21 protein-coding genes are annotated in these 22,648 nt (G+C 68.1%); 12 read left to right on the top strand and 9 right to left on the bottom strand.

What is annotated here, in order from left to right; translation table 11 throughout:
- The first annotated feature begins 266 nt into the window (after positions 1-266).
- The 3 genes from TU34_RS03830 (at position 267) to TU34_RS03820 (ending at position 4,794) form a co-directional block, all read left to right on the top strand.
- Positions 267-1,985 (top strand): ABC transporter family substrate-binding protein, encoded by a 1,719-nt coding sequence (locus tag TU34_RS03830; RefSeq protein WP_045821503.1) that lies wholly within the window; start codon positions 267-269, stop codon positions 1,983-1,985.
- Positions 1,986-2,098: 113 nt separating this feature from the next.
- Positions 2,099-3,724 (top strand): ABC transporter permease, encoded by a 1,626-nt coding sequence (locus TU34_RS03825; protein WP_082079810.1) that lies wholly within the window; start codon positions 2,099-2,101, stop codon positions 3,722-3,724.
- Positions 3,721-4,794 carry an ABC transporter permease gene (locus TU34_RS03820; RefSeq protein ID WP_065973477.1) on the top strand — a complete coding sequence of 358 codons (1,074 nt, stop codon included), beginning with the start codon at positions 3,721-3,723 and terminating at the stop codon, positions 4,792-4,794. The genes TU34_RS03825 and TU34_RS03820 overlap by 4 nt, the downstream gene beginning before the upstream one ends.
- On the opposite strand, the gene TU34_RS03815 is transcribed toward TU34_RS03820, so the two are convergent.
- Positions 4,763-5,380 carry a hypothetical protein gene (locus TU34_RS03815; RefSeq protein WP_150116386.1) on the bottom strand — a complete coding sequence of 206 codons (618 nt, stop codon included), beginning with the start codon at positions 5,378-5,380 and terminating at the stop codon, positions 4,763-4,765. The two genes, TU34_RS03820 and TU34_RS03815, sit on opposite strands and share 32 nt — an antisense overlap.
- Positions 5,381-5,515: 135 nt before the next feature.
- Between TU34_RS03815 and TU34_RS03810 the strand changes: the two genes are divergently transcribed.
- Both TU34_RS03810 and acs read left to right on the top strand, forming a co-directional pair.
- Positions 5,516-7,219 (top strand): dipeptide ABC transporter ATP-binding protein, encoded by a 1,704-nt coding sequence (locus TU34_RS03810; protein ID WP_045821576.1) that lies wholly within the window; start codon positions 5,516-5,518, stop codon positions 7,217-7,219.
- A gap of 126 nt (positions 7,220-7,345) precedes the next feature.
- On the top strand, positions 7,346-9,319 hold the full coding sequence (gene acs, locus TU34_RS03805; RefSeq protein ID WP_045821501.1) for an acetate--CoA ligase: 1,974 nt from the start codon (positions 7,346-7,348) through the stop codon (positions 9,317-9,319).
- 31 nt (positions 9,320-9,350) lie between these two features.
- Here acs and TU34_RS03800 read toward each other — a convergent pair whose 3' ends face one another.
- Both TU34_RS03800 and TU34_RS03795 read right to left on the bottom strand, forming a co-directional pair.
- Entirely contained in the window at positions 9,351-9,737 is a 387-nt protein-coding gene (locus TU34_RS03800; protein WP_045821500.1) for a MerR family transcriptional regulator, read from the bottom strand.
- Positions 9,737-11,248, bottom strand: a complete 1,512-nt coding sequence (locus TU34_RS03795; RefSeq protein WP_045821499.1) for a SulP family inorganic anion transporter — start codon at positions 11,246-11,248, stop codon at positions 9,737-9,739. The genes TU34_RS03800 and TU34_RS03795 overlap by 1 nt, the downstream gene beginning before the upstream one ends.
- Before the next feature lie 141 nt (positions 11,249-11,389).
- On the opposite strand from TU34_RS03795, the gene nhaA reads away from it, so the two are divergent.
- On the top strand, positions 11,390-12,595 hold the full coding sequence (gene nhaA, locus TU34_RS03790; protein ID WP_052688714.1) for a Na+/H+ antiporter NhaA: 1,206 nt from the start codon (positions 11,390-11,392) through the stop codon (positions 12,593-12,595).
- Positions 12,596-12,609: 14 nt separating this feature from the next.
- On the opposite strand, the gene TU34_RS03785 is transcribed toward nhaA, so the two are convergent.
- On the bottom strand, positions 12,610-13,116 hold the full coding sequence (locus TU34_RS03785; protein ID WP_045821498.1) for an SRPBCC family protein: 507 nt from the start codon (positions 13,114-13,116) through the stop codon (positions 12,610-12,612).
- 23 nt (positions 13,117-13,139) lie between these two features.
- On the opposite strand from TU34_RS03785, the gene TU34_RS03780 reads away from it, so the two are divergent.
- Positions 13,140-13,775 carry a pyridoxamine 5'-phosphate oxidase family protein gene (locus TU34_RS03780; RefSeq protein WP_045821497.1) on the top strand — a complete coding sequence of 212 codons (636 nt, stop codon included), beginning with the start codon at positions 13,140-13,142 and terminating at the stop codon, positions 13,773-13,775.
- On the opposite strand, the gene TU34_RS03775 is transcribed toward TU34_RS03780, so the two are convergent.
- Positions 13,753-14,967: a benzoate/H(+) symporter BenE family transporter gene (locus TU34_RS03775; protein ID WP_045821496.1), complete on the bottom strand. Its 1,215-nt coding sequence runs from the start codon at positions 14,965-14,967 to the stop codon at positions 13,753-13,755. The genes TU34_RS03780 and TU34_RS03775 overlap by 23 nt on opposite strands.
- 86 nt (positions 14,968-15,053) lie before the next feature.
- On the opposite strand from TU34_RS03775, the gene TU34_RS03770 reads away from it, so the two are divergent.
- From TU34_RS03770 to TU34_RS03755, 4 genes are all read left to right on the top strand, one after another.
- Positions 15,054-15,584 (top strand): helix-turn-helix domain-containing protein, encoded by a 531-nt coding sequence (locus tag TU34_RS03770; RefSeq protein WP_045821495.1) that lies wholly within the window; start codon positions 15,054-15,056, stop codon positions 15,582-15,584.
- Between the two features lie 437 nt (positions 15,585-16,021).
- Positions 16,022-17,086 (top strand): cellulase family glycosylhydrolase, encoded by a 1,065-nt coding sequence (locus TU34_RS03765; RefSeq protein ID WP_052688698.1) that lies wholly within the window; start codon positions 16,022-16,024, stop codon positions 17,084-17,086.
- A 116-nt stretch (positions 17,087-17,202) separates the two neighbouring features.
- Positions 17,203-17,703 (top strand): phage holin family protein, encoded by a 501-nt coding sequence (locus TU34_RS03760; RefSeq protein ID WP_045821494.1) that lies wholly within the window; start codon positions 17,203-17,205, stop codon positions 17,701-17,703.
- A gap of 51 nt (positions 17,704-17,754) precedes the next feature.
- Entirely contained in the window at positions 17,755-18,690 is a 936-nt protein-coding gene (locus TU34_RS03755) for an alpha/beta fold hydrolase (protein ID WP_045821493.1), read from the top strand.
- Positions 18,691-18,696: 6 nt separating this feature from the next.
- On the opposite strand, the gene TU34_RS03750 is transcribed toward TU34_RS03755, so the two are convergent.
- From TU34_RS03750 to nth, 4 genes are read right to left on the bottom strand one after another with little or no spacing between them, the layout of a single operon-like run.
- The gene (locus tag TU34_RS03750) at positions 18,697-19,893 is read right to left on the bottom strand and encodes a MarP family serine protease (protein ID WP_045821492.1); all 1,197 of its coding nucleotides are present in this window, start codon (positions 19,891-19,893) and stop codon (positions 18,697-18,699) included.
- Complete coding sequence (locus tag TU34_RS03745) at positions 19,890-20,666, bottom strand: NUDIX hydrolase (RefSeq protein ID WP_045821491.1); 777 nt, start codon at positions 20,664-20,666, stop codon at positions 19,890-19,892. Before TU34_RS03745 ends, TU34_RS03750 begins: the two co-directional genes overlap by 4 nt.
- A complete protein-coding gene (locus TU34_RS03740; protein ID WP_045821490.1) occupies positions 20,663-21,355 on the bottom strand; it encodes a TlpA family protein disulfide reductase in 693 nt (230 codons plus the stop codon). Before TU34_RS03740 ends, TU34_RS03745 begins: the two co-directional genes overlap by 4 nt.
- Before the next feature lie 8 nt (positions 21,356-21,363).
- The gene (nth, locus tag TU34_RS03735; protein ID WP_045821573.1) at positions 21,364-22,044 is read right to left on the bottom strand and encodes an endonuclease III; all 681 of its coding nucleotides are present in this window, start codon (positions 22,042-22,044) and stop codon (positions 21,364-21,366) included.
- Positions 22,045-22,347: 303 nt separating this feature from the next.
- Here nth and TU34_RS03730 point away from each other — a divergent pair, with 303 nt between their 5' ends.
- Positions 22,348-22,608, top strand: a complete 261-nt coding sequence (locus TU34_RS03730; protein WP_045821489.1) for a hypothetical protein — start codon at positions 22,348-22,350, stop codon at positions 22,606-22,608.
- Positions 22,609-22,648: the final 40 nt, after the last annotated feature.

The following is a 22,648-nucleotide window of genomic DNA, read 5'->3' as shown; positions in this document are numbered from 1 at the left end:
CGAACTCTAGTGCGCGGGTTCGCGTCCCCCTTGCGGCCGGTCGGCAGACTCCGTCGTGAGGCGGCGTGACGAGCGCCACCGCGAGCGGTCCGACCAATGCGACAAATCGTCGATTTCGGGGGTCGAATGTTTCGTTCGTGTTGAAAGTGAATTCCCGGGTAATGCCGCCGGGGGTGTGTGTGGTTCGCTAACGTTCGGCCACGATTCGTCCACATTCAACGAACTCGTCGCAAGGCCGTCACCCGTTCACAAGCAAGAGGGAAACGATGAAGTCCAGAAGACTCATATCCGCGGTCGTCGGCATCGCCGTCGCCAGCATGGTCGCCACAGCGTGCACCAGTTCCGATGACGACACGGGTGACTCCGGTGGCGCATCCTCGAGCGCAGCGGGCAACCAGAACCAGATCAGCTACGCCTACGAGCAGGAGTTCTCGGCGTACAACAACGACAACGCCGCGGCCAACGCCGTCGCCAACGCGGTCGTCACCAACCAGACCTTCGGCTTCTTCTCGCACGTCGACCCCAAGGGCAACGTCGCGCGCGACACCGACTACGGCACCTTCGAGAAGGTCTCCGACAATCCGCTGACGGTCAAGTACACGATCAACGACAAGGCCGTCTGGTCCGACGGCGTGCCGGTCACCACGTCGGACTGGTACCTGTTCTGGCTGTCCCACAAGGGGCAGTACAGCGAGTTCCAGCCGGTCTCGACCACGGGTATCTCCGACATCAACAAGCCGACCGACGATCCGAACGGCAAGACCTTCACCGTCACCTACTCCAAGCCGTTCGGTGACTGGCAGACCGCTCTGGGCACCCAGAACCAGCCGCTCCTGCCCGCGCATGTGATCGAGAAGGCCACCGGCACCAACGTCGCCGAGGCCGTCAAGAACGACGACAAGGCGGCCATCGCGAAGATCGCCGACTACTGGAACAACAAGTGGGTCGGTTTCGCGCCCGGACAGCTGCCCTCGGCCGATCAGATCCCGTCGTCGGGTCCGTACAAGCTCGGCGAGTGGAAGGCCGGTCAGTCGATCACCGTCGTCCCCAACGACAAGTGGTGGGGCACCAAGCCGAAGAACGGCGGGATCACCATCAAGTTCATCCCGCAGGAGCAGCAGGTCCAGGCGCTGCAGAACGGTGACGCCGACGTCATCGAGCCGCAGCCGAACGTGGACCTCATCTCGTCGCTCAAGGGACTCGGCGACGCGGCCAAGATCAACACCGGCCCCGGCTTCTCGTATGACCACCTGGACTTCAACTTCCGCGGCAAGTTCGCCAACCCGCTGCTGCGCTCGGCGATCGCCAAGTGCCTTCCGCGCCAGGAGATCGTCAACAAGCTGATCAAGCCGGTGGAGCCGAGTGCGGATCTGATGCAGACCCGCATCATCTACCCGGTCCAGGACGGCTACTCCACCGTGGCCGACGCCGACGGCGGCAAGGCCTACGACTCGGTCGACATCGCCGGCGCCAAGGCCGACATCGCCAAGTCCGGAGTCACCGACCTCACGGTCAACGCGATCTACCTGGGCAACCCGAACCAGCGTCGTCAGCAGACCCAGCAGCTGATCGCCGACTCGTGCGGCCAGGCCGGGTTCAAGTACAACGTGAAGGCGCTCACCCCCAAGGAGTGGGGCGTGGCCACCACCAGCGGTGCCTACGACGTGGCCCAGTTCGCCTGGAGCGGCAGCGGTCTCGTGTCGGAGAACCCGCCTCTGTTCACCTCCACGAGTGATCAGAACTACGGCAAGTACAACAACCCGGAGGTCGACAAGCTGCTGGCCACGCTGGCCCAGACGAGCGACAAGTCGCAGCAGCTGGACCTGACCAAGCAGATCGAGACGATCCTGTGGAAGGACCTGGCGACCATCCCGGTGTTCGCCTGGCCGCTGTTGAACGCCTACAGCCCGAGGGTGTCCGGCGTGGTGCTCAACACCACCCAGACGCAGGCCACCTTCGACGCTGCGAGCTGGGTCAAGTCCTGACCTGACCTCTCACCCCGGGTGGTGCGGGCCGACACGGTCCGCGCCACCCGGTTCGGTGGCGTTCGCCCTCCGCCGGTCGATGACCGGCCCCATTCCTCGAGAGTTCACACACCATGTCGACAGCAACGTCGGATCCCGCAGACACCACCGCCGGGATCTCGCCCACATCGGCGCGTTGGTCGCCGAGGCGACTCCTTCGCAGTCCAGCGTTCTACTTCGTCGTCCGCCGACTCGTCACGAGCTTCTTCGTGCTGCTCGGCGCGACGTTCCTGATGTACATGCTCACCGTGTGGTCGGGCGACCCGCGTCAGAACTTCGAGAGCTTCCCCGCCGCCATCCGCGACAACAAGATCGCGGCGGTCACCCGGGCGTTGGATCTGGATCAGAACGTGATCCTGCGGTATCTCAATTGGTTACGCGGCGCGGGTGGCTGTTTCGTCCCCGGTGTGTCGTGTGACCTGGGCAAGACCATCGACGGCACGCAGGTGACCGCGGTGCTCGGCAACGCGATCAGCACCACGCTCCGCCTGGTGATCCTGGCGCTGTTCCTGGCCGTGGTGCTCGGTGTGATCGTCGGCATCCTCTCGGCGCTGCGTCAGTACAGCGGCTTCGACTACACGATCACCTTCGCCTCGTTCCTCTTCTACTCGCTGCCCATCTTCTGGGTCGCGGTGCTGCTCAAAGAGTTCGGCGCGATCAAGTTCAACAACTGGCTCGCCAGCCCCACCATCCCGATCTGGGTGAGCGTGGTGGCGGGCGTGCTGGTCGGGTTGGTGCTGTCCGGGGTGATCGGCGGCAACGGACGCAAACGCGCCATCGCCTTCGGCGGGTCGCTCGTGGTCGTCGTCGCGGTCCTGCAGTACTTCTCGGCTGTCGACTGGTTCGCGCGCCCCGCTCTCGGTGTCGGATTGATCCTGGTGCTGTCGCTGCTCATCGCGCTGGCGGCGACATCGCTGACGGCCGGCCTGGGCGCCCGTCCGGTCCTCTCGTCGGCGGTGATGACTGCCGTTCTCGGGACGATCATCGGGCTGGTCCTGCAACCGGTGCTGCGCAATCCCGCGATCAGTTTCCTGGTGGTCCTGCTGATCATCACCGTGATCGTCTCGGCGGCCGTCGGATGGTTCGTCGGTGGCGAGGAGTACCGCAGCCCCACGGTGCGCGCGGCGGTGTTCACCGGGATCGGTACGGGCCTGATGGTGCTTCTCGACCGGGTGCTCAGCAACTTCGCCCGGTTCTCCGACAAGAAGTTCGGTCGCCCCATCCCGACCGTGGGTGACTCCACCCCCAACTTCAGCGGCAACACCTGGCAGCACTTCCTCGACCTCACCACGTCGCTGCTGCTGCCGACCACGGCACTGATCCTCATCAGCTTCGCGAGCTACACCCGCTACACGCGCGCGTCGATGCTGGAGGTGATGAACCAGGACTACATCCGCACCGCACGCGCCAAGGGCCTCACCGAGCGAACCGTGGTGATGCGCCACGCCTTCCGCAACGCGCTCATCCCGCTGACGACCGTCGTCGCCTACGACTTCGCCGCCGTCCTCGGCGGCGCGGTCATCACCGAGAACGTCTTCGGGTGGAAAGGGATGGGCACGCTGTTCATCTCCGGGCTCAAGGACGTGAACCCGAACGTGGTCATGGCGTTCTTCCTCGTCACCGGCACCGCGGCCGTGGTCTTCAACCTGCTCGCCGACTTGCTGTACACCGCACTCGATCCGAGGATCCGGCTCCAATGACGACTCCGATCACCCCGTTCGACCCATCGGTGCCCGCCCACACCGGGCCGCCGACACCCGAGGCCGACGAACCGACCACCGCCGCACAATCGCAGAGCTCATTGGTCTACCGACGTTTCGTCCGCCACCGCGGTGCGATGGTGGGCGTCGCCATCCTCGTCCTGACGATCGTCCTGGTCTACAGCTCGATCGGGTGGGCAGGCATCCCCGGATGGTGGAAGTGGGACTACACGAGTCCGTCGCCGACGGTGAACGGCGGACACCCCACCTATCGCTTCCCGTTCCACTTCGGTTCGCATCCGTTCGGGCAGAACTCGATCGGCATCGACTACTTCGCGCTCACGATGCGCGGTGCCCAGCAGTCGATCGTGGTCGCCTTCGTGGCCGGTCTCACCTCGACCATCGTCGGCACCGTCATCGGTGCCGTCGCCGGCTACTTCCGCGGCTGGACCGAGGCGATCCTCATGCGCTCGACCGACGTCGTCATCACGATCCCCGTGATCGCGATCGCAGCGACCCTCGGCGCGAAGTTCGGTCAGTCCGGCGTCGTCATCATCGGACTGGTCATCGGACTCGTCGGGTGGACGTCTCTGGCACGTGTCGTGCGCGGCGAGTTCCTGCTGCTGCGCGAGCGCGAGTTCGTCGACGCCGCCCGCGTCGGCGGCGCGTCGTCGATGCGCATCATCTTCCGGCACATCCTGCCCAACACCGTGGGCGTCATCGTCGTCTCGGCGACCTTGATGACCGCCACGGCCATCCTGTTGGAGACGTCGCTGTCGTATCTCGGGGTCGGCGTCCGGAGTCCGGACACCTCCCTGGGGCTGCTCATCACCGAGAACCAGGCCGCGTTCACCACGCGGCCGTGGCTGTTCTGGTGGCCCGGTCTGTTCATCGTGATCATCGCGTTGACCGTCAACTTCATCGGTGACGGCCTGCGCGACGCCTACGACCCGCGTCAGCGCGACATCCCGAAGGTGCGCTGGTACGAACGCCTCCTCGGACGGACGGCCAAGCCGCGACTCGACGACCCGTCCGATGTCACGTCAGCAGAACAGAACCCACCGTTGTGACGATTCCCGCCACCACCAGGAGAATCGACGCGGCGTTCCAGTGCGCTCTCACCCCGGTGATCGGGAGATCGTCGAGAACGCCTGAGGCCCGGGCCGACTCCCATCTCCTCCGGAGGACCGCGGCGGCGTCGCCGGATCCCGAACCCGGCAGGTCACCGGGTGCCACCGTGCCGTCGGCACGGATCGCCGAGCGAGGGACGGCGCCCGCCTCGGGACGTCGACGGCCTTCCCTGGCCCCGAGAACGTGGTCACGCCCACCCGGCGCGGGGGCCGACCACGCCACGACGGTCTCGTTCGCCGTCTGGACGGTCAGCGCGAACTTGGTCGCGACATCGACGATCGACTGCAGGTCGACGACGAAGGTTCGTAGTGGGTTGACGACCGCGATCGCGGAATCATCAACGCGCACATGCGGATTGGCCAGCAGCAGCCACGCGGCCGTCGCCACGAGGACCATGGGTCCCGCCACCGACAGACCGGGCAGCACGCCGAGGGTGAACCCGTACACCGTCGAAGCCGCCGCGATGACCCACAACACGCACGCCGTCACCAGCGCACCGCGCGGCCGGATGGTCACCGTATCCATCCGACCATGCTCTCACCGGGCACGCCACCAGCACACCAGCGAGGATCTCCCATGTTCGATCTGACCACCCTGCTCCGCGGCAGACCCGCAGAATCCGCGGACATCCTCGCCGGCGGCGCGGGCGCCGACGGTCCGATCCTCGAGGTCAGCGGACTCACCGTCGACTTCTGGACGCAGAAGGACTGGTTCCGCGCCGTCGACACCATCGACTTCACCCTCGCCCGGCGCGAGGTGCTGGCGATCGTGGGCGAATCCGGCTCGGGGAAGTCGACCACCGCGATGGCGATGCTCGGCCTGCTCCCGGCGAACGCGCGCGTGGGCGGGAGCATCTCGCTGCGCGGACACGAGCTGGTGGGCGCCAAGCCGTCCACGGTCCGTTCCGTTCGCGGCAACGACATCGCCGTCATCTTCCAGGAGCCGATGACCGCGCTGAACCCGGTGTACACCATCGGTTTCCAGATCGCCGAGGTCATCCGCAGCCACCGGCAGATGACACCGAAGGCCGCGCGGGTCCGCGCGATCGAGCTGCTCGACATGGTGGACATCCCCGAACCCGGTCGACGGGTCGACTCCTTCCCGCACCAGCTCTCCGGTGGGCAGCGGCAGCGCGCGATGATCGCGATGGCCCTGGCGAACGAGCCGGGCCTGCTGATCGCCGACGAACCGACGACCGCGCTCGACGTGACCGTGCAGGCCGAGATCCTGGAGTTGATGCGCGATCTCCGCGACCGCATCGACGCGGGCATCCTGCTGATCACCCACGACATGGGTGTCGTCGCCGACATCGCCGACCGGATGCTGGTGATGAAGGACGGTGTGGTCGTCGAGTCGGGGACCGCGCTCGACATCTACCAGTCCGCGTCCGACCCGTACACGGTCTCGCTGCTCGAGGCCGTCCCCCACCTCGGCACCCACACCGACACCGATGGTGTCGCGACAGAGCCTGATCCATCGGTGACGGGGACGCCGGGCGCTGTGGGCGCCACCACCGAGACCGCCGCCACGGGCGCCGACCGTGTGCTCGACATGCGGGCCACCGTCATCGAGTACCCCGGCCGCGGCAGCGCCCCCGCGTTCCGCGCCGTCGACGAGGTCACGCTCCACATCGACCGATCCGAGGTGGTGGGTCTGGTCGGGGAATCCGGTTCGGGCAAGTCCACGATCGGCCGCGCCGTCGTCGGGTTGCTCGCACCGACCGGCGGGGAGATGGACGTCGTCGGGACGTCGATGATCGATCCCGACCGCCGTCGCCTGCAGGCCATCCGCGACGACGTCGCCATCGTCTTCCAGGACCCGGGTTCGTCGTTGAACCCACGATTCCCCGTGGGCGACTCCATCGGCGAGCCACTCCGACTCAAGCGCAAGATGCGGGGCGGGGCACTGGATCGGAAGGTCGAGGAACTCCTCGACCAGGTGCGGTTGTCCTCGACGATGCGCAACCGCTATCCCCACGAGCTGTCCGGCGGCCAGCGCCAGCGTGTCGGTATCGCACGGGCACTGGCGCTCGAGCCCACCCTGCTGGTGGCCGACGAACCGACCTCGGCACTCGACGTCTCGGTGCAGGCGACGGTCCTCGAACTCTTCGCCCAACTGCAGCGTGAACACGGTTTCGCGTGCCTGTTCATCAGCCACGACCTCGCCGTCGTCGAGCAGGTGTCCGACCGCATCGCGGTCATGCGCAACGGGCGGCTCGTGGAGGTCGGCACCACCGAGCAGGTGTTGACCTCGCCGCAGGCCGACTACACGAAAAAGTTGCTGGCCGCGGTGCCCGTACCGGATCCGGTCGCGCAGGCGCAACGCCGCGAGCGCTGGCTCGCCGACGGCGCCGGCGGGCGCTGACGCAGGTCATCACCACCGCCTGCAACGCGATCCCAACGTGACTACCCTCACCATGGAAGACGCGAGGAGCACCGACGACGGGGTCACCTCCCCTGCGCGGTGGAAGAGAAAGGTGATCGACACACCATGTCCAGCGCTACCGATCAGTCCACTGCAGCAGGCGAGCCCGAACATCAGGCCGCCTACCCGCCGCCCGCGGAGTTCGCCGCGAACGCGATCGCGCAGGCCGGTCTCTACGACGAGGCCGACGCCGATCGGCTGGCGTTCTGGGCCAAGCAGGCGCGTGAGCTGCAGTGGGAGACCGACTTCGCCGACACGCTCGACTGGTCGAACGCGCCGTTCGCGAAGTGGTTCGTCGGCGGCGAGCTGAACGTCGCCGCCAACTGCATCGACCGTCACGTCGACGCCGGCAACGGCGACCGCGTCGCGATCCACTGGATCGGTGAGCCCGGCGACAGCCGCGACATCACGTATTCCGACCTGCTCGCCGAGGTGAGCAAGGCCGCCAACTACTTCACCGAGATCGGCCTGGAGCCGGGCGACCGCGTCGCGGTGTACATGCCGATGGTCCCCGAGGCCATCGTCACGATCCTCGCCTGCGCACGCCTGGGCCTGCCGCACTCGGTGGTGTTCGCCGGGTTCTCCGCCGGCGCCCTGCGTTCCCGGGTCGACGACGCGTCGGCCAAGCTCGTCGTCACCACCGACGGCCAGTACCGCCGCGGCGAGCCTGCACCGCTGAAGTCCGCGGTCGACGAGGCACTCGGCACCGGCGACGACGCCGCGAAGTCGGTCGAGAAGGTGTTGGTGGTCAAGCGGACCGGCCACGACCCCGACCTCAACTGGGTCGACGGCCGCGACGTGTGGTGGCACGATACGGTCGCCGAGGCCGCAGACACGCACTCCTACAAGGCTTTCGACGCCGAGCATCCGCTGTTCCTGCTCTACACCTCGGGCACCACCGGCAAGCCCAAGGGCATCCTGCACACCTCCGGCGGCTACCTCACCCAGATCAACTACACGTTCCGCAACGTCTTCGACCATCGCCCCGAGAGCGATGTCTTCTGGTGTGGCGCCGACATCGGCTGGGTGACCGGGCACAGCTATCTCGTCTACGGCCCGCTGTCGAACGGCGCGACCGAGATCGTCTACGAGGGCACCCCGAACTCGCCGAACGAGCACCGGCACTTCGAGATCATCGAGAAGTACAAGGTCACAACGTATTACATCGCGCCGACGCTGATCCGTACGTTCATGAAGTGGGGTCGCGAGATCCCCGACGCGCACGATCTGACCTCGATCCGCCTGCTGGGCAGCGTCGGTGAGCCGATCAACCCCGAGGCGTGGCGCTGGTACCGCGACGTGATCGGCGCGAACCGCAGCCCCATCGTCGACACCTGGTGGCAGACCGAGACCGGCGCGATGATGATCTCGCCGCTGCCGGGTGTCACCGAGACCAAGCCGGGTTCGGCGATGCGTCCGTTGCCGGGCATCAGCGCCAAGATCGTCGACGACGACGGCAACGCGGTGGCCGACGGCGAGCAGGGGTACCTCGTGCTCGACGAGCCGTGGCCGGCGATGCTGCGCGGCATCTGGGGTGATGACGAGCGGTTCAAGGAGACCTACTGGTCCCGCTTCGCCAAGCAGGGGTGGTACTTCGCCGGTGACGGCGCGCGCTACGACTCCGACGGCGCCCTGTGGGTGCTCGGCCGCATCGACGACGTGATGAACGTGTCGGGGCACCGCATCTCGACCTCCGAGGTCGAGTCGGCATTGGTGAACCATCACGGTGTCGCCGAGGCCGCGGTGATCGGTGCCTCCGACGAGACCACCGGTCAGGGCATCGTCGCGTTCGTGATCCTGCGCGGCAGCACCACCGACACCGGTGACGAGCTGATCAAGGAGCTCAAGGCGCAGGTGTCGAAGGACATCTCGCCTATCGCCAAGCCCCGCGAGATCTACGTGGTGCCCGAGCTACCGAAGACCCGCAGCGGCAAGATCATGCGGCGGCTGCTCAAGGACGTGGCCGAGGGCCGCGAACTCGGCGACACCTCGACGCTGGTCGATCCGACGGTGTTCGAGAACATCCGCAAGAAGAAGTAGCTCAGCCGTCGTCCACGCCCCCGGGATCGGGTCAGGGGGCGTGTTCGGCGAGTTGAGCGGTGAGTTCGCGGGCGTAGTCGAGCTGGGTGGACAACTTCTCGCACGCCTGCGTGGCCCGGGCGTGACAGTCGGCGAGATACGTTCGCGCGACGCCCCTCTCGGCCTCGGTGGACGCCGGGTCGTCGAGGACGGCCAGCGACCGCAACAGCTCCCCCATCTCGTCGAGGGTGAACCCGAGGGGTTTCATGCGGCGGATCGCGAACAGTCGGTCGACGTCGACGTCGGTGTAGAGCCGGAAGCCACCGGCCGACCGCGCCGACGGTGCGACGAGACCCACCTCGTCGTAGTGGCGAATGGTCTTGATCGACAGTCCCGTACGGTCGGCGACCTCGCCGATCTGCAGGTGCGTCCCCGACATCAGTGGGCGCCGCTCAACGTGCCGGTGAGCCGCGAATGTCGCTGTGCGCTTGCGGCGTCGAGACCGACGATCGTCACATCGGTGCCCTTCGCCGCGTATCTGGTGGTGATGGCGTCGAGGGTCGCGACCGTGGACGCGTCCCAGATGTGGGCGTCGGCGAGATCGATCACGACGTTCGCGGGATCGCCGACGTAGTCGAACTGATAGATCAGGTCGTTGCTGGAGGCGAAGAACAGCTCGCCGCGCACCGCGTAGACGCGGGTGTCGGGGGCGGCGTCGGGGCCGGTCACGTCGACGACCTCGGTGAGGTGAGCGACACGGCGGGCGAAGAGCACCATGGCCGTGAGGGTCCCGGCGCCGACGCCGTAGGCGAGGTTGCCCGTCGGGACGGTGACGGCGACGGTCAGCAGCATCACCAGGGTCTCGCTCTTCGGCATCCGCTTCAGCGTCGACGGCGTGATGCTGTGCCAGTCGAAGGTGCCGACCGAGACCATCACCATCACCGCGACGAGCGCCGCCATGGGTATCAGGGCGACGATGTCGCCGAGCCCGACGACGAGGATCAGCAGGAAGACGCCGGCGAGGAACGTCGATATGCGGGTGCGGGCACCGGAGACCTTCACGTTGATCATCGTCTGGCCGATCATCGCGCAGCCGCCGAGCCCGCCGAAGAAGCCGGTGACGATGTTGGCCACACCCTGCCCGGTGCTCTCCCGCGTCTTGTCGGAGTGCGTGTCGGTGATGTCGTCGACGAACTTCGCCGTCATCAGCGATTCCAGCAGGCCGACGATCGCCATGGTCACCGCGTACGGCGCGATGATCGACAGCGTGTGCCAGGTGAAGGGCACGTCGGGGATCAGGAACGCGGGCAGGCTCGAGGGCAGGTCACCCTCGTCGCCGACGTTCGGCACCTGGTTCCATCCGAAGGCCACCGTCGCCGCGGTCAGCAGCACGATCGCCACCAGCGGAGCGGGGACGATCGCGTTCAGTCGCGGCAGGAACACCATGATCGCGAGCCCGACCGCGACCATCGGGTAGACCAGCCACGGCACCCCGAAAAGGTGCGTGAGCTGCGCGATGAAGATGAGGATCGCCAGGGCGTTCACGAACCCGACCATCACGCTGCGGGGGATGAAACGCATCAGCTTCGCCACACCGAGCAGCGCGAGGACGATCTGTACGACACCCGCGAGGATCACCGCGGCGATCAGGTAGTCCAGACCGTGGTCGGCGACCAGGGGTGCGACCACCAGGGCCACCGCGCCGGTCGCGGCGGAGATCATCGCGGGGCGGCCACCCACGATCGAGATGGTCACCGCCATGGTGAACGACGCGAACAGCCCGACGCGCGGATCGACGCCGGCGATGATCGAGAACGAGATGGCCTCGGGGATCAACGCGAGCGCGACGACGAGTCCGGCGAGGACCTCGGTGCGCAGTCGCGACGGCGAGCGCAGCGCGGCGAGCACCGACTGGTCGCGGGCGGGATCGGAGACGGTCGACGTGGGCATTGCGCGAACCCTACCCTCCCCGAAGGGGAGAGTGTGAATGCCCGGCTGTCGTCATGATCGCGTTAAGATCCTCGACAGGTGCGCCGGGAAGTCTGGTCGGCAACAGTGTCGTCGACCCCGCGAACGGTTAGGATTCCCGCCATCTCTGCGCCCCGCCTCTCCCCTCCCTCCCCGAGCGATTTCGCCCGCTACCTGCGCACCGAGACCTTCGGCGGCCTGATCCTGCTCGGCGCGGCGGCCGTCGCGTTGATCTGGGCGAACTCGCCCTGGGCCGATGCGTACCTGTCGTTACGCGACGCCCACGTCGGGACCGATGTCCTGGGGCTCGACCTCACCATCGGACACTGGGCGCAGGAGGGACTGCTCGCGGTGTTCTTCTTCGTCGCGGGCCTCGAACTGAAACGCGAGATCGTCCTCGGGGAGCTGTCGAGCCTCAAACAGGCGATCCTCCCGGTGCTCGCAGCAGTGGGTGGTGTGGTGGTCCCCATCGTGATCTGCATCGCGATCGGTTGGGGCACAGCGGGAATCGAGAAGGCCTGGGCGATCCCCGCGGCCACCGACATCGCGTTCGCCCTCGGCGTGCTGGCCTTGGTCGGGTCACGGATCCCGTCGAGCGCGCGGGTGTTCCTCCTCGCGCTCGCCGTGGTCGACGACCTCATCGCGATCGCGATCATCGCCGCGGTCTTCACCGACTCCCTCGACCTCGTCGCACTGGCGGTGGCCGCCGCGGCGATGGCGCTGTACTGGTGGTGCCAACGGCGCCGCATCACCACCCGGTTCGTCTACATCCCGTTGGCGATCATCACCTGGGTCGCGGTCTACAACGCCGGCATCCACGCGACCATCGCCGGCGTCGCGCTCGGTCTGCTGACCCGGGTGCGACCCGACCCGGGCGAGGACTGTGCGCCGGGGTCGCGGCTCGAGCACCGCATCCAACCGATCTCGGCGGCGATCTGCGTGCCGCTGTTCGCACTGTTCGCGGCCGGGGTGCCGATCAGCGCCCCGATCGTCGGCGACCTGTTCTCCGACCGCATCGCGATCGGGATCATGCTGGGCCTCGTGGTCGGCAAGACGATCGGGATCTTCGGCACGAGCTGGCTGTGCATCCGGCTGCGTCTGGCGGCCAAACCCGAGGGGTTCTTCGTCCGCGACCTTCTCGCGGTGGCCATCCTCGGTGGCATCGGGTTCACGGTGAGCCTGCTCATCGCCGACCTCGCGTTACCGCCCGCCGAGGCCGAACTGGCCAAGGCCGCAGTCCTTCTGAGCTCGATGGTCGCGTCGCTGCTCGGCGCCGCGGCACTCATCCGACGCGGACGGGTGCACAGTCGCCTGCTCGACGACGACTGAGCCGGCGCGGCTCCTCAGGCGAGCTTCGAGAAGTACTTCACCGTGTCGGCGCGGAAGGTGCCCAGCGCGGGCTTGCTCACGACCGACAGCCCCGGCAGCTTGGCCAGTGGGCCCGCCGGTTCGATGGCGAAGGCCCATGTGAGCCGCGATCCGAGTCCGGAGGGGACCACCTCGGTCAGCTCGCCGAAGCGGCGCAGTCCGGGGACGTTCGCCGAGACGACGGTGAACGCGTTGCGGTAGGTGCCCGCCTCGGCGTCGGCCTCCCAGACGAAGAAGCGCTCGTTGATCTTCACGAACCCGGGCGCGAGTTCCGCGGTGCGGGTGGCCCCCACACCGTGGGGCTCGGGCGAGGTGAACGTCACCTTCTTGATCATCCGACACCAGTCCAGGGTGTTCTGGCGCGTGAGCTCGGCCCACGCGACATCGGGCGTCACCGGGAGGTCGACGGTGAACCGGTAGGCCACCGGCGCCCGGTGGAAGAAGGAGACGTCGTCGATCGGTTCCAACTGATGCTCGGCCATCGGGCGAGCCTAACCTCAGCGGTGTGCCGAACAACCACTACCACCACCTCGTCTTCGGGCCCCGCACCCTCGCCCGACAGCGCGCGACGGGCAGCTACACCGCCTACGGCTCGGAGATGGAGCGTGGCGACGACGGGCCGCCGGAACTCTCCGGCCGCGAGATAGCGATGCTGACCGACGCGTTCCAGATCCACCTCGGAACGGTCGCCGAGACCGGGTGGCCCTATGTGCAGTACCGCAGCGGGCCCCGCGGTTTCATCCACCACCTGGGTGGCTCGCGTTTCGGTTTCGCCGATCACCACGGCAACTCGCAGTTCACGTCGTTGGCGAACATCGACACCGACGGCCGCGTGGCGATCTTCGTCGCCGACTTCCCGATGCGCACCCGGCTGAAGCTGTACGGGCGCGCCCAGGTGATCGACGCCGCCGCCGACCCGGATCTGCACGCCACGCTGATGACCGTGGCCGACGGCCGGATGACGGCGCGCAGCGAGCGGTCGATCGTCATCGACATCGAGGCCTTCGACTGGAACTGCTCCCGCAGCATCGTCCCGCAGTACGACCGCGAGTACGTCAAGGAGCTCAACGTCGCCCACGCCGAACAGCTTCGGGCGATGCAGGAGGAGATCGACTCCCTCAGGGCGCGTCTGGAGAGCTGACCTCTTCCCGCCGGTTCGCGTGTCGCGGCCGCAGCAGCAGGTGGACCCCGATGCCGACGAGCAGCGCCCAGAAGGCCGACCCGATACCGGCGAACGCCGTTCCCGATGCGGCGACGACGAACGTCGCCACGGCGGCGGTCCGTTGTCCCCCGTCACCCGGGGCACCGGCCGCCGCTGACAGAGCACCGGCCAGAGGTGCGAGCAACGCGACACCGGCGACCGCCTGGATGGTGCCCTCGGGGGCCAGCACCACCAGCGTCGCGACGGCCGCCGAGCCCGCACCGATCACCAGGTAGGCCACCCCGGCCGACACCGCGGCCACCCATCGACGGTTGCGGTCGGGATCGGCGTCGGGAGATGCGGCGAGCGCGGCGCTGATGGCCGCGAGGTTCAGCGCATGGACGCCGAAACCCGCACCGACCACGGTCGTGAGGCCGGTGACACCCATCGACGGCCGCCACGGCACCTCGTAGTCGAAGGTCCGCATCACCGCGACGCCGGGGATGTTCTGCGCCGCCATGGTCACGATGTAGAGCGGCAGCGCGATACCGGTCACCGCCGCGACCGTGAGGTGCGGTGTCGTCCACACCACCTGCGGCAGCAACTGGTCGCTGCCGATCGACGCCTCGGAGCGGACGAGGTCGACGACGATCACCACCACGGCGACGGCGAACGCGCCGGGCACCGCCCACCGGGGTGAGAACCGCACCAGCACCACCCACGCCAGCAGGATGGGCGCGATCGCCCACGGGTGGTGCGACAGGGCCGTCACCGGCGCGAGGCACAACGGGAGCAGCACCCCGGCCAGCATCGCCTGGGCCACCGCGGCCGGGATGAGTGCGATGAGTCGCGACAGCCCCGACCACAGACCGGTCGCGACGATGAGCACACCGGTGACCACGAATGCCCCGACCGCGGCGGGCCACCCTCCCTCGACGACGCCGGTCGAGGCGATCAGGGCCGCGCCGGGTGTCGACCACGCCAGCGTGATGGGCATCCGGAACCGGATCGCCAGGGCCAGCATCCCCAGGCCCTGCAGGACACAGGCCGCGAGGAGTCCCGACGCCGCCTGGGCCGGACTCGCGCCCACCGCGCGCAACCCCGTGAGCACCACCGCGAAGGAACTGGTGAACCCGACGACCGCACACACGACGCCCGCGCCGATCGGCACGGACAGACTCACCCGCTGCATCGATGCTCCCGTCGGGGCCTTCGTTCTGCAAAAAGAACGTTCTGTTGACGGAACGATAGCGCCACGGGCACCTAGAGTCGAGATCCATGGACCCGACATCGATCTCGGCCACGGTGGGTGAGCGCGTGCGCGAGCTCCGTGGACGCGCCGGGCTGAGTCTGTCGGAGCTGGCCCGACGGTCCGGGGTGGGAAAGAGCTCGCTGTCCGACCTCGAGGCGGGGCGGCGCAATCCGACCATCGAGACGCTGTACGCACTGTGCACACCACTCGGCGTACCGATGACCGCGTTGACGGCGGCGTCGATCCGCACCGCGAGCGGTGGCATGACGTCGGTGACCCTCGACGTCCGCGAACTCGTCGACGCGGCCGTCGAGGTGTTCCGGCTCGAGTTCGCCGCCGACGCCGACCACACCTCACCCGGCCACGTCACCGGAGTGACCGAACACCTCACCGTGGTCGCGGGAGATCTCCTGGTCGGCCCCCTCGAGAACACCACGCGCCTCGGCCCCGGCGAATCGCACTCCTGGCGCAGCGACACCCCGCACCGGTACGCCACCCGCGGCCCCGCCGAGGCCGTCGTCGTGATCCGCACGCCGCGACTGCCGGGGCGGAGCTGAACAGCACCCGACGGCGAGAGCCCGGGTCCGGACATGTCCGTACCGGACCTGACCACAGAATGAATGATCATTCGTTCTGTCTCCCGAATTCGATAGCGATGATTGGAATCCGACAGCGGTAGGGGCTTTCGGGAAGAAATCGGACACCATTTCAGAAGTTTATGTATCGCACATTTACTGTGGTGAATATCGGTCTCGCGTTCGCGTCTTACGCGCCTCTGATCTGGCGTTATGCCGAAACAACGATGGTTGATTCTGTACAAAATTCTTGTCATTTCACGCGGAATAACCTGCATGACACGCATGTAATTCGGCGGGACCACTTTCTTTTCGCCACAGCGATTTGTTTGACTTGAATTCTTCCGGGGGGTTCACCGGAATGGAGTCCAGAAATGCGAATCGCGCGACAAGTCTCTCTTCGCGACACTGTTCGATCATTGTCGATCGCACTGATCGCGGTACTCGGTCTCGGGGTGATGGCCTTCGGATCGGCGACCATTCATCCCCCGGCGGTCATCACGAACACCGCGACCGTCACCGCCGCGTCGACGACCCTCGGCATCGCCGACAGCGATCTCTACTTCTCCTACAACGACCCGACCGCGGTGGCCAAGCATCTCGACGAGACCGCCGCACTGGGGGTCCGCAACGTCCGACTCGTGGTCCCGTGGGCGTCTGTCGAGACCACCAAGGGCCAGTACACGTGGGGAGGCGTCGACAACATGATCAACGCCGCCGCGGCACGCGGGATGGGGGTGCTCGCCGTCGTCACCACGACGCCCACCTGGGCTCGCCCCGCGAACACCAGCGTCTATCAGCCGCCCACCGCCCCCGCCGATCTCGGCGCCTTCATGGGCACGCTCGCATCGCGCTACTCCTCGGCGATCTCCGCCTACGAGGTCTGGAACGAGCCGAACGGCGCCATCAGCTACGCCCCTGCGCCCGACCCCGTCGGGTACACCAAGCTCCTCGCCGCCGCCTACCCGAAGATCAAGGCGGCGAACCCCTCGGCCGTCGTCATCGGCGGAGTGCTGGGCTCGGTGGTCACCTGGGGCGGCTACACCCTGAACCCGGTCGACTTCGTCTCGCAGATGTACGCCGCGGGCGCCACGGGCACGTTCGACGCCCTGTCGTTCCACCCGTATCAGAACTCCACGAAGTTCTCCCAGGGCGCGACCCTCGCGAACTCACCGTTGAACCAGGTCAACGACATCCGCAGCCTGATGGTCTCCCACGGCGACTCGGCGAAGAAGATCTGGGCCACCGAATACGGACTGTCCACGATGCAGGTCAGCGCGGCCCAGCAGGCCGACTTCATCAACGACTTCGTGACCACCTGGCGCACCCTGTCGTATGCGGGGCCGGCGTTCATCTACACCCTCGTCGACCGCAACTCCGCCGACACCACCGATGCGGAGAGCACGTTCGGCGTCTACACCGACGCGTGGGTCGCCAAGCCCGCCGCCTCCGTCGTCCGCTCCTTCACGGGGGCGAACGCGTGAGGGCCGGCGGCGGGACGCCGTGAACGGTCCGCCGCCGCCGAACACCACAGCTGCATGACACGATGAGGGACATGGCACGATGAGGCCGTAGCCCGACCCGCAATGGAGGAACAGCTGTGAGCCTGGACGACCGTGCATCCGATCACGTCGGCAGAAACGTCTCCTCGATACCGCTGAGCGATCCGCACAACCCGGCCGAGCAGTCCATCGGCGGCCTGGTGAAGGACGCGACCTCGCACATGTCGACGCTGGTGCGCGCCGAGGTCGAGCTGGCCAAGACCGAGATCATCGGCGAGGTCAAGAAGGGCGCGATCGGCGCGGGGCTGTTCATCGTCGCCGCCGTCGTCGCGCTCTACTCCAGCTTCTTCTTTTTCTTCTTCCTCGCCGAACTCCTCGACGAGTGGCTCCCCCGCTGGGCCGCCTTCGGGATCGTGTTCCTGATCCTCCTGGTGGTCGCGATCGTGGTCGGCGTGGTCGGCTTCATCGTGTTCAAGCGGGTGCGGGCCCCGAAGAAGACCATCGACTCGGCCAAGGCGCTCCCGAGCGTGTTGCCCGGTGGCGACAAAGGTGCGCCGGTGGATCTCCCCGGCGGCATCGGCGCCGCCCCGCGCCGCTGATCTGACGATCCCGAGCCGACCGACCCCCAGCCGACCGATTCCGAGCCACCGGTGACCGCTCCCGACCCGTCGACCGCGCGGATCGACGGCCCATGGGTCGACCTGGACGTGCGGGCCAACGGCATCCGGTTCCACGCCGTCGAGTGTGGCCCCGGGCAGGCCGATCGGCCGCTGGTGCTCCTGCTGCACGGGTTCGGGGAGTTCTGGTGGAGCTGGCGACACCAGCTGACCGCCCTCGACGCCGCCGGGTTCCGGGCGGTCGCGCTCGATCTCCGCGGCTACGGCGACACCGACAAACCTCCGCGCGGCTACGACGGGTGGACCCTGGCCGGCGACACCAATGCCCTCGTGCGGGCGCTCGGCCACACCGAGGCCGCGCTGGTCGGCCACGCCGACGGCGGACTCGTCGCCTGGGCCACCGCGACCCTGCATCCGCGGGCCGTCACGTCGATCGCGGTGATCGGCTCGCCCCATCCGCGCGCCCTCCGGCATGCGGTGCTGCGCAACGGCCCTCAGCGGTCGGCGTTCATGGGCGAGTTCCTCGGCAACCAGTTGCCCCGCACCGCGGAGAAGACGTTGACCCGCGACGACGGGGCCTTCATCGAGACCATGTTCACCGAACGCACCACGCCCGCGTTCGCACGCACCGACGAGTTCGCCGAGATGATGCGCCGCAACCGATCCGCGGTGCAGATACCGGGTGTCGCGTTCTGCAGCCTGGAGTACCGCCGCTGGGCGTTCCGGTCGCAGTTCCGTCGCGACGGCGCCAAGTTCATGCGGCTCATGAACCGACGCCTCAACATCCCGGTGCTCGCCGCCCGCGGTCGCGACGACCGGTACATCCACGCCGAGACCCTATCGGCCAGCAGGTATTTCGCGTCGCGGATGACCTACGCCGAGATCGACGGCAGCGGGCACTACGCGCACGAGGAGAACCCCGACCGGGTGATCGAGCTGCTCGACCACCACCTGCGCCTCACGCTCTAGCCGTACCTACGAGTGCACGCACGACTGCGTGTCGACCGCCGCGGTGCGGTTCTCCGACGCACGCAGGTTGGCCTGCACCTGATCGGCCGTGAGCACGAACCCGGTCTCGCTCGCGGTGTCCTCGGCCGCACCGAAGACCACCCCGAGCACCCGGCCGTCGGTGTCGATCAGCGGACCACCGGAGTTGCCCTGACGGATCGATCCGCGCACGGTGTACACCTCGCGCTTGACCTCCCCGGCGCGGTAGATGTCGGGACCCGAGAGGTTCACCACCTCACGGATGCGTTCGGCGCTCGCGGTGAACGGACCGGCCTCGGGGTAGCCGAGCGCGATGGCGTCGGTGCCGGTGGAGGCGTTGCGGTCGGCGAAGCTGAGGGCCGGCGCGGTGAGGCCGGGGACGTCGAGGATGGCGATGTCGTTGTCGGGGTCGAACAGCACGACCTTCGCGTCGAGCGCACCGTCGTTCGACTGCACCCGCAGCGACCGCGTTCCCGCGACCACGTGGGCGTTGGTCATCACGCGCTCGGCCGAGACGACGAACCCGCTGCCCTCCAGCGCCTGGTTGCAGCTGGGGGCCACGCCCTCGATCTTCACCACGCTCGGACGGACCTGCGCGATGACCGGCAGCGTCAGCAGACCCGAATCGGGCGGGTCCACGCTGGTGACCGGCGTGCGGCCGAACGGTCCGATGACCTCGGGCAGCCCCGAGTCGTCGAGCAGGGAGCTGAAGTCACTGGGGAGCTGCCGGAGCCACGCGGGTGCGACGTCGTCGACGCCCCCGAGCACCTTCGACCCGCGCACGGCGTTGGCGATGGTGGGTTCGGCCGAACTGCTCACCGGGATCGCGAGCAACCACGCCGCGATGAGGACGGCGACGGCCTGCAGCAGCGACCCGATGACGCTGTCGGCGCGACGCACCATCAGCGATCGGATTCCACCGCGGGCGGCGCGGCCGAGGATCATCCCCGAGGCCTCACCGATGACGACCAGCACCACCAGCAGCCCGACGCCCACGACCAGACGCCACCGGCGATCGTCGATGTGGTCGATGAGGTGCGGCGCCAACAGGATTCCCGCGATCGCGCCGAGCACGACGCCGACGAACGCGAGCGCCGAGGCGACCGCGCCCTGCCGGAACCCCGAGGCGGCCGCGAGCAACGCGATCGCGATCACCACGAGATCGACCCAACCCGAACCGCTCATCGCTGTCCTGTCTTCTCGAGCATGTCCGCGAGGTCACGCACGTCGTCGGTGTCCCACGGGACGGTCCATCCCGCGGTGTCGAAGATGGCGTCGAGCAGACCGCCGGTGAAACCCCACACGAGCATGTCCGCGACCCAGAACGCCGGCCCCCGGTACACACGGCCACCCATCACCGAGCGCTGCACCTGGAAACGGTGGGCCGGGTCGATCATGTCGGCGATCGGTACGCGCACCACACGCGCGGTCTCGCCGGGATCGACCGCGCGCACCGCGCCGGGATCGGGCGACCACGCGATCACGGGGATCACGTCGAAACCCGAGGGCGGGACCGGAAACGACTGCAGGCGGGCGACGACACGGACCTCGTCCGGGTCGAGGGCGGTCTCCTCCTGCGCCTCGCGCAGCGCGGTGCCCACCGGGTAGTCGTCACCGGGATCACGAGCGCCACCGGGAAAGGCGACCTGCCCGGCGTGGTTGCGCAGGGTCGTCGCGCGCTGGGTGAGCAGCACGTCGGCGTCGGCGGGTGGGGCATGGCCGTCCCTGCTGTCGAAGGCTCCGCCGAACAGGACGAGCACCGACGCCGGCCTCGACCCGCGCCGGAATGCGGCCTGCACCAGTCGGGTCCGGTCGCCACCACGGTTGTTCACGCTGTCGGTGACGCCGTCGACGTTGTCGGTGAGGGGGCGCAGCCACGCCGGGATCTCGTCGGTGCCGACCAGCGGTCCGGCCGCGACGGTCGGGGCGTGGTCACGGTCTGCGGATCGAGGACTCACAGGGCGACACCCAGGTAGCGGTTCACCGCATCGGCGATCGACTTCTCGTCGGTGAACACCGTCGGGAGCACCTTCGCGACGCTGCCGTCGGCCCGCACCAGCACCGACACCGGGTAGGCACGCGGGATGCCCAGGGCCGCGGCGATCTTCGCCTGCGTGTCGACCACCGACGGCAGCCGCACGTCGATCTCGCTCAGCAGACCCAGCGCGAGCACCGGGTTCTCCGACCCCTCCTTGGCCTGCACGGCGAGGACGTCGACCTTGCCCGCCGCCGAGGCGGCGAACGCGGCGACGGTCGGCAGTTCGCGACGACACGGCAGGCACCACGGCGCCCAGAAGTTGACGAGGAGCGGTCGTCCGGCGGTGGCCGCGCCCATGTCGACATCGCCGGCGGCGCCCAGGCACGGCGCGGTCACTCCGGCGAGCACCGAGGTCGACGGCGCCGGACCGGTTCCCGCCGGACACGGTGCGAGCGCGGCACGGGCCCGGGCGGCGTCGAGGTCACCCGGGCTCACCGACGCACTCGCCCCGGGGATGGGACCGGCGGTGGTCTGTGTGCCGGCGCTCAGGGCACCGTCGGGCGACGAGGTGTCGCGAGGCCAGATGGCCACGATCAGCGCGATGACCACCACGAGGGCGGCGATCGACCATCGAGCGGACGCAGGGATACGTTGCAGACCGGATCTCATGGGTCGTCTCAGATCCCGGCCAGGGCGAGCAGATGCGCGGTCTCGGGTCCCTTGACCAGCGACGCGGCCTTCTCGGTCTCGGTCGGTCCCTCACCGAACGACGGGCAGTCCTTCGCCAGCACGCACACGCCGCAGGCCGGCTTCTTGGCGTGGCACACGCGTCGGCCGTGGAAGATCACTCGGTGGGACAGATCGGTCCAGTTCTTGCGCTCGATCAGCTCGCCGACGGCGTGCTCGACCTTCACCGGATCGGTCTCGGTGGTCCAGTTCCAGCGACGCACCAGCCGACCGAAGTGGGTGTCGACGGTGATGCCGGGGATCCCGAAAGCGTTGCCGAGCACCACGTTCGCGGTCTTGCGTCCGAAGCCCGGCAACGTCACCAGGTCCTCGAGACGGCCGGGGACCTCGCCATCGAACCGTTCGAGCAACGCCTGACCGAGACCGATGATCGATGTCGCCTTGTTCCGGTAGAAGCCGGTCGAGCGGATCATCTCCTCGAGTTCGGTGCGGTCGGCGCCGGCGTAGGCGGCGGCATCGGGGTAGCGGGCGAACAGCGCCGGGGTGGTGAGGTTGACGCGGACGTCGGTGCACTGCGCGGAGAGGATCGTCGCGACCGACAGCTCCAGCGGGGTGGTGAAGTCGAGTTCGCAGTACACGTGCGGGAACGCCGTCTGCAGGGTGCGATCCATCCGACGTGCACGACGGACCAGTCCGGTACGGGTCTCGGTACCCCGCGCCGCGGCGGTCGGACGGCGGCGACCGGTCGTGCCGGCCGGTGTCGTCGGGGTTTGATCGCTGCTCACCTGCAACAGACTACTGAGCGCCGATGGGCCCTCGACGGCATCCGCCGTGGTCGCCGATCAGATCTTCAGCCTCCGATCAGCTCCGGACCGAGACGGTCGGGGCGGCTCCGACACGCGCGAGGTAACACTTGTGTTCCACCCGCAGGTTTCGTTGCCCCACCGAGACCTCCGTCGTGTTCACTACTGCACATGCACGGACTCGCGGTACTGCTCTTCCCCGCAGTGCTCATGCTCTTCGCGCTGGCCATGGAGAAGATGGAACACCAGATCGACGACGACAGCGTGACCCGCGACGACGTCGAGGAGTTCCTCGCCGGCGCCGCCCCGGAGCAGGTGGGGACATTGGCCACCGACGGCTTCCCCGCGGCACTCGACGAGTTCCGCGCCCGCCGCGATCCCGTGGAGGACGAGGCACCCGTCGCCGCGGCCCCGACGGTCCGCGCGAGCTGACCTCATCCGGCACACCGTCGGCCCCGCGAACGACGCAGGT

The sequence above is a fragment of the Williamsia herbipolensis genome (assembly GCF_000964005.1).
Lineage (GTDB): Bacteria > Actinomycetota > Actinomycetes > Mycobacteriales > Mycobacteriaceae > Williamsia_A > Williamsia_A herbipolensis.
The sequence above is the reverse complement of the archived record's forward strand: the minus strand, read 5'-3'. Positions and strand labels throughout refer to the sequence as shown.

Coding starts and splice junctions, on each gene's coding strand:
- acs (WP_045821501.1), top strand. CDS start 7,346: ATGTCCAGCGCTACCGATCAGTCCACTGCAGCAGGCGAGCCCGAACAT.
- TU34_RS03770 (WP_045821495.1), top strand. CDS start 15,054: ATGGACCCGACATCGATCTCGGCCACGGTGGGTGAGCGCGTGCGCGAG.
- TU34_RS03740 (WP_045821490.1), bottom strand. CDS start 21,355: ATGAGATCCGGTCTGCAACGTATCCCTGCGTCCGCTCGATGGTCGATC.
- TU34_RS03825 (WP_082079810.1), top strand. CDS start 2,099: ATGTCGACAGCAACGTCGGATCCCGCAGACACCACCGCCGGGATCTCG.
- nth (WP_045821573.1), bottom strand. CDS start 22,044: ATGGATCGCACCCTGCAGACGGCGTTCCCGCACGTGTACTGCGAACTC.
- TU34_RS03820 (WP_065973477.1), top strand. CDS start 3,721: ATGACGACTCCGATCACCCCGTTCGACCCATCGGTGCCCGCCCACACC.
- TU34_RS03830 (WP_045821503.1), top strand. CDS start 267: ATGAAGTCCAGAAGACTCATATCCGCGGTCGTCGGCATCGCCGTCGCC.
- TU34_RS03795 (WP_045821499.1), bottom strand. CDS start 11,248: ATGCCCACGTCGACCGTCTCCGATCCCGCCCGCGACCAGTCGGTGCTC.
- TU34_RS03730 (WP_045821489.1), top strand. CDS start 22,348: ATGCACGGACTCGCGGTACTGCTCTTCCCCGCAGTGCTCATGCTCTTC.
- TU34_RS03815 (WP_150116386.1), bottom strand. CDS start 5,380: ATGGATACGGTGACCATCCGGCCGCGCGGTGCGCTGGTGACGGCGTGC.
- TU34_RS03775 (WP_045821496.1), bottom strand. CDS start 14,967: ATGCAGCGGGTGAGTCTGTCCGTGCCGATCGGCGCGGGCGTCGTGTGT.
- TU34_RS03800 (WP_045821500.1), bottom strand. CDS start 9,737: ATGTCGGGGACGCACCTGCAGATCGGCGAGGTCGCCGACCGTACGGGA.
- TU34_RS03785 (WP_045821498.1), bottom strand. CDS start 13,116: ATGGCCGAGCATCAGTTGGAACCGATCGACGACGTCTCCTTCTTCCAC.
- TU34_RS03750 (WP_045821492.1), bottom strand. CDS start 19,893: ATGAGCGGTTCGGGTTGGGTCGATCTCGTGGTGATCGCGATCGCGTTG.